This window comes from Grimontia celer (assembly GCF_900055185.1).
GTDB lineage: Bacteria > Pseudomonadota > Gammaproteobacteria > Enterobacterales > Vibrionaceae > Enterovibrio > Enterovibrio celer.
Genome location: NZ_FIZX01000078.1, coordinates 1 through 528 on the forward strand (window position 1 = coordinate 1; position 528 = coordinate 528).

The 528-nt window shown below is 35.6% G+C and carries 1 protein-coding gene; it reads right to left on the reverse strand.

The annotated features are described in order from the left end of the window. Positions 1–335: 335 nt before the first annotated feature. The coding region (locus GCE9029_RS26890) for an SGNH/GDSL hydrolase family protein (protein WP_231870204.1) at positions 336–528 on the reverse strand (193 nt) is incomplete at its 5' end.

Below are 528 nucleotides of genomic sequence, written 5' to 3' on the forward strand. Positions count from 1 at the left end.
AATTTATTGTCAGTCATGTTTCTCTACATCCATTCAAAATAAATTACTTACGACGAGTCACAAATTGTGAAATGTCTACCAATGTGTCACCCAGTAATGATAGAGAGATGACAATAACCTCCGTTCTCTATCATTATGGGCATTGAGCGCTATTAAGGAAAAATAAACTATTCTAACTCTAATAAGCTTTTTAACCAAATATCATAGCCTTTTTTGTTTAAGTGTAGTTTGTCTCCTTCAAAGAGGTTGTCCTTAATGGCATCATTTATATCGATTAGACCTGAGAATAGATCAATATATTGTGTATTGGGGCGAGTTTTGGCTAAACGTTCAATTTAAAGATTAGCTGCTTCGATAGTTTTTCGCATACCTGATCGTGCTGGACTGCATTTTATGCTGATTAAGGTCACAGGAATGCCGGGTAAGTGCTGATCAATTTTTTGTAGAAGGTCGATGTAGAGTTCAATGACTTTATTACTGTCTTTATGATTTCCAATGTCGTTGTCTCCGGCATAAACGACTAAAGAG